Genomic DNA, 7113 nt, shown 5'->3' on the forward strand with positions numbered 1-7113 from the left:
GTAGTCGAACTTCTCGACCGCGCGCACGAGGCCCGCGTTGCCCTCCTGGATCAGGTCGAGCAGGGGCAGGCCGCTGCGCGGGTAGCGGCGCGCGACGGCGACGACGAGGCGGAGGTTGGAGCGGATGAAGACGTCCTTCGCGCGCTCGCTCGCGGCGACCAGGGCCTGAAGCTCCTCGCGCGTGGCGTCGGAGGGGGACTCCTCGTAGCCGTCGAGGAGCTGCTGGGCGAACACACCCGCCTCGATGATCTGCGACAGCTCGACTTCCTTGGCGGCGTCGAGCAGGGGGGTGCGCGCGATCTCGTCGAGGTACATGCCGACCAGATCGCGGTCGGCGATCTCCCCGCCGGTGGCGCGAACGCTGCGGGCCACGGCGCCTGTCTCGCCGCTGGCGGACTGACGACGGGCGACGGCACGGGTTGCCATGCGTGCTCCCTTGCGATGGTGGCTGTCGGGTGGTCCTGTCCGGGTCCGGCGGATCCGGTCTCCTACCCCGGGTCCCTCAGATCCGTTCGATGGAAACAACGACTGGAATCAGGACAGAATTCCCAACCCGAGCCCCCAATTTTCTGATCTTGCAGTATCCTGCCCGGCCACGCGGAGGGGAGAAATGGTGTCGGAACCCACAGAGGTGCAGGTCAGGCCCGGAGCCGAGGCGGATCTCGCCGCACTCACCGAGCTGTACAACCACTACGTCCGTGAGACGCCCATCACATTCGACACCGCGGTTTTCACTGCGGAAGAACGCCGCCCTTGGCTGCTCTCCCACCCTGAAGACGGCCCGTACCGGCTGATGGTTGCCACGGACACGCGTTCTCAGGAGATTCTGGGCTACGCCACATCCAGCCCTTACCGTCCGAAGGCGGCGTACTCGACGTCCGTGGAGGCGACGGTGTACGTCGCGCCGGGCGCGGGCGGCCGAGGCGTGGGCACGCTCCTGTACGAGGCCCTCTTCGCCGCCCTGGAGAAAGAGGACCTCCACCGCGCGTACGCGGGCATCGTCCAGCCGAACGAGGGGTCGACCCGGCTCCACGAGCGCTTCGGCTTCCAGTACCTCGGGACGTACCGCGAGGTGGGCCGGAAGTTCGGCCGCTACTGGGACGTCGCCTGGTACGAGAAGTCCCTCTAGGACGCCCTCACCCGAACTGCACCGACCTCTTCGCCAGCCCCATCCAGAACCCGTCGATCACCGACCGCTGCGAGTCCAGCTCCCCCACCGCGTCCGCGACGCCCATCGTGACGAACAGCGGCGCGAAGTGCTCCGTACGCGGGTGCGCGTAGCGGCCGGCCGGCGCCTTCTCCAGGAAGTCCAGCAGCCCGTCCCAGTCGTGGCCCTCCAGCGCCCGCCTCCCCCACTCGTCGAACTCGACGGACCAGGACGGCACTCCGGACCCGCGCAGGGCCGCGAGGTTGTGGGTGAAGAACCCGGAGCCGACGATCAGCACGCCCTCGTCGCGCAGGGGCGCGAGCTTGCGGCCGATGTCCATGAGCCTCACCGGATCGAGGGTGGGCATCGAGATCTGGAGGACAGGGACGTCCGCGTCCGGGAACATCTCCACCAGCGGGACGTAGGCGCCGTGGTCCAGACCCCGGTCCGGGATGTCCTGTACGGGGATGCCGGGGGCGCGCAGCAGCTTGCGCACGCTCTCCGCGAGCTCCGGCGCGCCCGGGGCGTCGTACGTGACCCGGTAGTAGTGCTCGGGGAAGCCCCAGAAGTCGTAGACAAGGGGGACGGGGTTGACGGCACCGAGGGCGAGGGGGGCCTCCTCCCAGTGCGCCGAGACGATGAGGATCGCCCTGGGCCGCGGCAGGTCCGCCGACCACGCGGCGAGCTGGCCGGGCCAGAGGGGATCGTCGGCGAGCGGTGGCGCCCCGTGGCTGAGGTACAGGGCGGGCATGCGCTGGCTGGCGGCGGACATGGCGGCGGCTCTCCTTCGCTCGGACCGGGCTCACCCCGATCGGGCTTGCTTCAAATCTGCAACATCTTCCTACATACCCTACGACCTGTTTGTTTAAAATTCAATGATGGGAGCGTTACTGTGGAGTACATGAAGGCATCCCCCTCCCCTGTACCGGAGCCGCAGTGGCTCACCGAAGAGGAGCAGTGTGTCTGGCGTGCCTACCTGCACGCGTCGACGCTCCTCGACGACTATCTCGACCGGCAGCTCCAGCGCGACGCCGGAATGCCGCACATGTACTACGGGCTGCTGGTCGGTCTCGGCGAGGCCCCCGACCACCGGCTGCGGATGACGCAGCTCGCGATGAAGTCCAAGATCACCCGCTCCCGCCTCTCGCACGCCATCGCGCGGCTGGAGAAGAACGGCTGGGTCCGCAGAGAGGACTGCCCCTCCGACAAGCGGGGACAGTTCGCGGTCCTGACCGACGCGGGGCGGGACGTACTGCAACGGGTGGCGCCCGGCCACGTCGAGGCCGTACGGACCGCGCTGTTCGGGCGGCTGACCCCGGAACAGACGAAGGCCCTCGGCGAGATCCTGACGATCGTCGCCGAGGGCCTTCAGCCCAACGAAGCGGGTGCCGACCTGCCCTGGCTGCGCTGACCTCGTCCCCAGGGCCGGCGCTGGTCAGAGCGGTGGCTCAGTGGGCTACCACCGGGATCTTGACCTCGTCATCGGCACCTTCCTCCACACCGCGGCCGAGATTCGGACGGCCGGCGTTGATGAGGGTGAAGGCGATCACCGAGGCGGCGACCAGGATCCCCACGGCGAACCAGATGGCACTGGTGTAGCCGTGGACCATGCCCTCCAGCTGGACCAGCTGCTGCTGCTTGCCGGCGGCACCGGCGATGTGGTCCTTGACGTACGAGGTCGTCGCGGACGCGGCGATCGTGTTCAGGAGGGCGGTGCCGATGGCGCCGCCCACCTGCTGCGAGGTGTTGACCATCGCGGAGGCGACACCGGCGTCCCGGGGCTCCACGCCCTGGGTCGCCATCGACATGGCCGGCATGAACGCCGTACCCATCCCGAGGCCGAGCAGCAGCATCGCGGGGAGCAGCAGGGCGGCGTACGAGGAGTCGACCGTCATCTGCGTGAGCAGGAACATGCCGAGGGCGGCGACCAGGAAGCCGGGGCCCATGAGCAGGCGCGGGGCGACGCGGGTCATCAGGCGCGTACCGATCTGGGTGGAGCCCGTGATCATGCCCGCGACCATCGGCAGGAACGCGAAACCGGTCTTGACCGGGGAGTATCCCTTGACGATCTGGAGGTAGTAGGTCAGGAAGAGGAACAGGCCGAACATGCCGATGATGGCGAGGCCGAGCGAGAGGTAGACACCGCCGCGGTTGCGCTCGGTGATGACGCGCAGGGGCAGCAGCGGGGCCTTGACCTTCGCCTCGACGACGACGAACGAGGCGAGCAGGACGGCGGAGCCGACGAACATGGCGATCGTCAGGCCGTCGGACCAGCCGGCCGTCTCGGCGCGGGTGAAGCCGTAGACCAGGGCGACCAGGCCCAGCGTGGAGAGCAGCACGCCCGGGATGTCGAGCGGGTTGCGGTTGCGACCGCCCTCGGGCTCACGGATGACGAAGTAGGCGCCGGCCGCCGCGATGATCGCGAACGGGATGTTGACGAAGAACGTCCAGCGCCAGTTCAGGTACTCGGTGAGGAAGCCGCCGAGGATCAGGCCGACCGCGCCGCCACCGCCGGCGATGGCGCCGTAGATGCCGAACGCCTTGGCGCGCTCCTTCGCGTCCGTGAACATCACGGCGAGCAGGGAGAGCGCGGCCGGGGCGAGCAGGGCACCGAAGAGACCCTGGAGGCCGCGGGCGCCGAACATCATGGCCTGGTTGGTGGCGGCGCCGCCGAGGGCGGAGGCGAGCGCGAAGCCGGCGAGGCCGACGACGAAGGTGCGCTTACGGCCCCACAGGTCGGCTATCCGGCCGCCGAAGAGGAGGAGACCGCCGAAGGCGAGGGCGTAGGCGGTGACGATCCACTGCTTGTTGCCCTCGGAGATGCCCAGGTCCGACTGCGCGGCGGGCATCGCGATGTTCACGATGGTGGCGTCGAGGACGACCATCAGCTGGGCGATGGCGATGAACGCCAGCGCCTTCCAGCGGTTGGCGTCGGGCGCCTGGGGGACTGCTTGAGACATGGGTGAACCCACTCCGGGACTTCGTTGGGAAGAACGGCGTCGTCGGTCGCGGACCGGCGGCGTTGAAAGGTGACCGCTACTGAGCGATCAGACTGGTGAAGGGTGCGGAACTAATCGGTCAATGCCAGGTGGGCGCCGGGTCAGGGCCGGCGGAGCTCCTCGATGGTCATCGGACTCCCCGGCAGCGTGGAGGCTGCGGACGCGCGCAGGCCGTCGAGGAAGAGTTGCAGGTGGCGGTGGACGAACCGGTCGGCGACCACGCATCCGGTGCCCGCCGGGGGCCGGCTCAGCTGGGACACGGCGATCATCACGTCGCCGGAGCCGACGTCCCCCCGGAGCTGACCGGCCGCCTTCGCCCGGTCCATGAGCTCCGTGACGATCTCCTCGACCCGGCCGCTCGCGGCGGCGAGGTCGGGGTGGTCCTCGTCGAAGGACTCCGACAGCATCGGGCACAGCGCGCTGACCCGTTCGTCGGCGGTGACGTGCACGAAGCGCTCCAGGGCGGCGAACGGGTCGCCGTCCTCGTCGAGCGCCTCGCGGCCGGCCCGCGCCGTACGGTCCAGGACCGAGCAGACGACCTCGCGGACGAGGGCCTGGCGGTCCGGGAAGTGCCGGTAGACCGTGGCGTTCCCGACACCGGCCCGGCGGGCGATCTCGTCGAGCGGCACCTCGGGGCCGAACTCGGTGAGCATCTCGCGGGCGGCGGTGACGATCCGCTCCCGGTTGCGCAGAGCGTCGGCACGCGGCCTGGTCGCCTTGCGCTGCGCGGGAAGCGTGGGGGACTCCACGGCTACTCCTTCTGGTTCTGGGGGGGCGATCTGGTCTGGGAGGCGCGATCCGGGGAAAGCATCCCCGTTTCGCTCGGACGCTGGGTTAAACGGGGATGACGTCCCCGGTTATTTCCCGGCCTCGACGTGACCTGCGTCACATACACCTGCTGGGGGCATATTTCCCGTACGAGGGGCGGGTCCCCGATCGGACGCCCCCAGCGCGCGCCCCCTCGCGCCCCGTCGGAGGGTGAGCGGGAGGGTGCAGCCGGTGACCGGTGGCTGCCTGGACCGAAGGGCCCCCGCATGCAGCCGCACTCGCCGCGCCGACGGATACGCCCGCACCGCAGGGCCGCGCTGGTGTCGGTGACCGCGCTGACGCTGGCGGTCGGCACCTCGGCCGGACCGGCCGAGCGGCTGCGGGAGCCGGGGGCGGTCGCGGCCGGCGCGAACCCGATGACCCTCGCGCGGGCCTCCGCGCTCGGCCCGTGCATGATCCGGGGCGCGGCGGCGGTGCAGATGTCCGAGGGCGTGCCGACGGCCGGGGGGTACTCCAGGTCCACGGGTACGGTGCGGGCGCTGACGCTGATGGTCGACTTCCCGGACGCCAAGGGCCCGGGCGACGCGATGGACCGGTTCGGGGAGTTCTTCCCGCAGACCTCCGAGTGGTTCCGCACCGCCTCGTACGGCCGCCTCGACTACCGCGCCGAGGCCCCCGTGCCCCGCTGGCTGCGCATGCCGAAGCCCTTCGCGGCGTACGCCCTGGAGCGCGGCGCCCCCTTCGACCCCGGGTACCGGGAGCTGGTCGAGGACATCGTCGCCGCCGCCGATCCCCGCGTCGACTTCCGGGACTACGACCTGCTGAACGTCCTGGTCACACCCAACGCCGGGCCCTCCGCGCTGGACACGGTCCTGTCGGTGACCTTCGCCGGGAACACCGAGGCGCCCATGGCCGACGGGGTGCCCGTCGCCAACGCGTCGTTCGTGTACTCGCGCCAGGACGACGGCTCCGGGACGTACGGCGAGACCGGGTACCGCGTGCTGCCGCACGAGAACGGGCACGTCTTCGGGCTGCCCGACCTCTACACGCAGGAGGGCGGGGGCGCCGTCGGGCACTGGGACATCATGAGCGAGGACTGGGGCGCCAACAACGACTTCCTCGGCTGGCACAAGTGGAAGCTGGGGTGGCTGACGCCGGAGCAGGTCAACTGCGCCTCGGCGAAAGGTACTTCGCAGTACACGCTGACGCCGCTCGCCGTCCCCGGCGGGCGCAAGCTGCTGTTCGTGCCGGTCAGCGGGCGCAGCGGGTACGCGGTCGAGCTGCGCACCAAGGGCGGCAACGACGAGGCGGTGTGCCGGCCGGGCGTACTGGTCTACAAGGTCGACGCCGAGGTCGACACGGGGCTCGGGCCGGTGACCGTGCACGACGCGCGGCGCGACAGCGGGGGGTGCACGCGCAGCCCCAACGTCCACGCCGAGCTGTCCGACGCGACGTTCCGGCCGGGGCAGCGGTTCGTCGACCGCAGGCACGGGATCAGCATCGCCGTCGGGGGGATCGACGCGGACGGGAACTACCTGGTGACGGTCGTCCGGGGGAAGCAGCCCGCCGCCTGACCGGGTCCCGGTGGGTCCCGTACGGTGTCTTCCCGAGATCTCACCCGGGAGTGCAGCGCCCATGACGTCGTCCGATGCCGTTCCGACCGAGGCCGTCGCCCCGCTGATCCGGGGGGTGGGCGTGCTGGAGCGGCTCACCCGGGCCGGCGGAACGCTCAGCCTCAGCGCGCTGGAACGGGAGACGGGGCTCGCGCGGGCCACGGTCGACCGGGTCGTGGGGACGCTGGCGCGGGTGGGGTACGTACGGCTGGACGGGCGGGACGCCTCGCTCGCGCCGCGCGTCGCCGAGTTGGGCAACGCGTACCTGTCCGCGCTGCGGCTGCCGTCGCTGCTGGGGCGTCTCGCGGATCAACTCGCCGACGAGCTCGACGAGTCGGTGTCGCTCGCCGTCGGGGACCGGGACGGCATCCGGTTCATCCACCAGGCGACCCGGCGGCGCACCCTCTCCCTCTCCTTCCGCATCGGCGACCTCCTCCCCGCCGAACGCACCGCGCCCGGGCCGTTGTTCGCGAGCGAGTGGGACGAGGAGGGGTGGGCCGCGTGGCGGGCCCGCAGGGAGGCCGATCCGACGGACGCGGGGTTCGTGGCGGTGCCGGATCGTGAACTCGGCTCTACGGGTGGGGGG

8 protein-coding genes are annotated in these 7113 nt (G+C 70.8%); 4 read left to right on the forward strand and 4 right to left on the reverse strand.

Annotation, left to right across the window (positions count from 1 at the left end; genetic code table 11):
* Positions 1 to 426, reverse strand: a 426-nt coding sequence (locus AOK24_RS51090; RefSeq protein WP_276206853.1) for a sigma-70 factor domain-containing protein, incomplete at its 3' end; no start/stop codon positions are given.
* 184 nt (positions 427 to 610) lie between these two features.
* On the opposite strand from AOK24_RS51090, the gene AOK24_RS24450 reads away from it, so the two are divergent.
* Positions 611 to 1129 (forward strand): GNAT family N-acetyltransferase, encoded by a 519-nt coding sequence (locus AOK24_RS24450; protein WP_055722224.1) that lies wholly within the window; start codon positions 611 to 613, stop codon positions 1127 to 1129.
* 7 nt (positions 1130 to 1136) lie between these two features.
* Here AOK24_RS24450 and AOK24_RS24455 read toward each other — a convergent pair whose 3' ends face one another.
* Positions 1137 to 1919 carry a dioxygenase family protein gene (locus AOK24_RS24455; protein WP_055722225.1) on the reverse strand — a complete coding sequence of 261 codons (783 nt, stop codon included), beginning with the start codon at positions 1917 to 1919 and terminating at the stop codon, positions 1137 to 1139.
* Between the two features lie 129 nt (positions 1920 to 2048).
* Between AOK24_RS24455 and AOK24_RS24460 the strand changes: the two genes are divergently transcribed.
* On the forward strand, positions 2049 to 2558 hold the full coding sequence (locus AOK24_RS24460) for a MarR family winged helix-turn-helix transcriptional regulator (protein WP_055722229.1): 510 nt from the start codon (positions 2049 to 2051) through the stop codon (positions 2556 to 2558).
* A 37-nt stretch (positions 2559 to 2595) separates the two neighbouring features.
* On the opposite strand, the gene AOK24_RS24465 is transcribed toward AOK24_RS24460, so the two are convergent.
* Together AOK24_RS24465 and AOK24_RS24470 are read right to left on the reverse strand one after the other, a co-directional pair.
* On the reverse strand, positions 2596 to 4107 hold the full coding sequence (locus AOK24_RS24465) for an MFS transporter (RefSeq protein ID WP_055722226.1): 1512 nt from the start codon (positions 4105 to 4107) through the stop codon (positions 2596 to 2598).
* A gap of 140 nt (positions 4108 to 4247) precedes the next feature.
* On the reverse strand, positions 4248 to 4895 hold the full coding sequence (locus AOK24_RS24470; RefSeq protein ID WP_055722227.1) for a TetR/AcrR family transcriptional regulator: 648 nt from the start codon (positions 4893 to 4895) through the stop codon (positions 4248 to 4250).
* Between the two features lie 285 nt (positions 4896 to 5180).
* On the opposite strand from AOK24_RS24470, the gene AOK24_RS24475 reads away from it, so the two are divergent.
* Positions 5181 to 6488: a M6 family metalloprotease domain-containing protein gene (locus AOK24_RS24475; protein WP_055722228.1), complete on the forward strand. Its 1308-nt coding sequence runs from the start codon at positions 5181 to 5183 to the stop codon at positions 6486 to 6488.
* A 61-nt stretch (positions 6489 to 6549) separates the two neighbouring features.
* Positions 6550 to 7113, forward strand: a 564-nt coding sequence (locus tag AOK24_RS24480; RefSeq protein ID WP_159051964.1) for an IclR family transcriptional regulator, incomplete at its 3' end; no start/stop codon positions are given.

Origin of the sequence: Streptomyces niveiscabiei (assembly GCF_001419795.1) — a bacterium.
Taxonomy (GTDB): domain Bacteria; phylum Actinomycetota; class Actinomycetes; order Streptomycetales; family Streptomycetaceae; genus Streptomyces; species Streptomyces niveiscabiei.